Below are 751 nucleotides of genomic sequence, written 5' to 3' on the forward strand. Positions count from 1 at the left end.
GTTACTATCATTTAGAGCACAAAAGAATCTAAAAACCCATGTGTTAAATGATGAATATAAACATATAGAGAATAACTCAAAACTATTAGTAGAAAATGATAAAGAAGAGACAATACAAAAAGACTCAATCATAACAGTAGGAGAAGAAGAAAGAAAAAGTATAAAAGCAAACAAGATTTTAACTGTTGAGAAAGAGTCTATTACTACTGTTAAACAAGATTGTGAAGAACATATATTAAAAGATTTTATTACAATTGTTAAGGATGATTTAAAAACAATAGTAGAAAATAATGTAACAAAACGGATAAAGGGTACAAAAACTGAATATATAGAGCAAGATGTAAAGAAAAAGTATCTACAAAATATGTTTTTACAAATTGGTAAAGATTATAGGTTAGATGTAATAAATTCATATCATTTAAAGGCTAATACTGTAAAATATCAAGCAAAAACAATTGAACTAGAAGCAACTAATGGTATTAGTTTAAAATGTGGAGGAAATGTACTTACAGTTGACCCTTCTGGAATATTTTTGAAAGCTGGAACTGTTGATACAACATCATCAAATGGTGGAGTAAGTGCAAAAAATGTACCAAAAGTAGAGATACCAAAGCCACTATATGAAAAAGTAAGAGTAGTTGAACTAATTCCTACAATTACAAAACAAGATGAGATAACACAAGTTTTAGAGTATGAAGCTATTGTTGAGAAGTTTTATAATGGTGTTTGGAGTAAAACTACTGATTTAACT

Annotated in this window: 1 protein-coding gene; it reads left to right on the forward strand. The window is 27.4% G+C overall.

Translation table 11 applies throughout. The features are described from left to right. The coding region (locus CP960_RS13825; RefSeq protein WP_409454885.1) for a bacteriophage T4 gp5 trimerisation domain-containing protein at positions 1-751 on the forward strand (751 nt) is incomplete at both ends.

This window comes from Malaciobacter halophilus (assembly GCF_002837275.1).
In the GTDB taxonomy this organism is placed as follows: Bacteria; Campylobacterota; Campylobacteria; order Campylobacterales; family Arcobacteraceae; genus Malaciobacter; species Malaciobacter halophilus.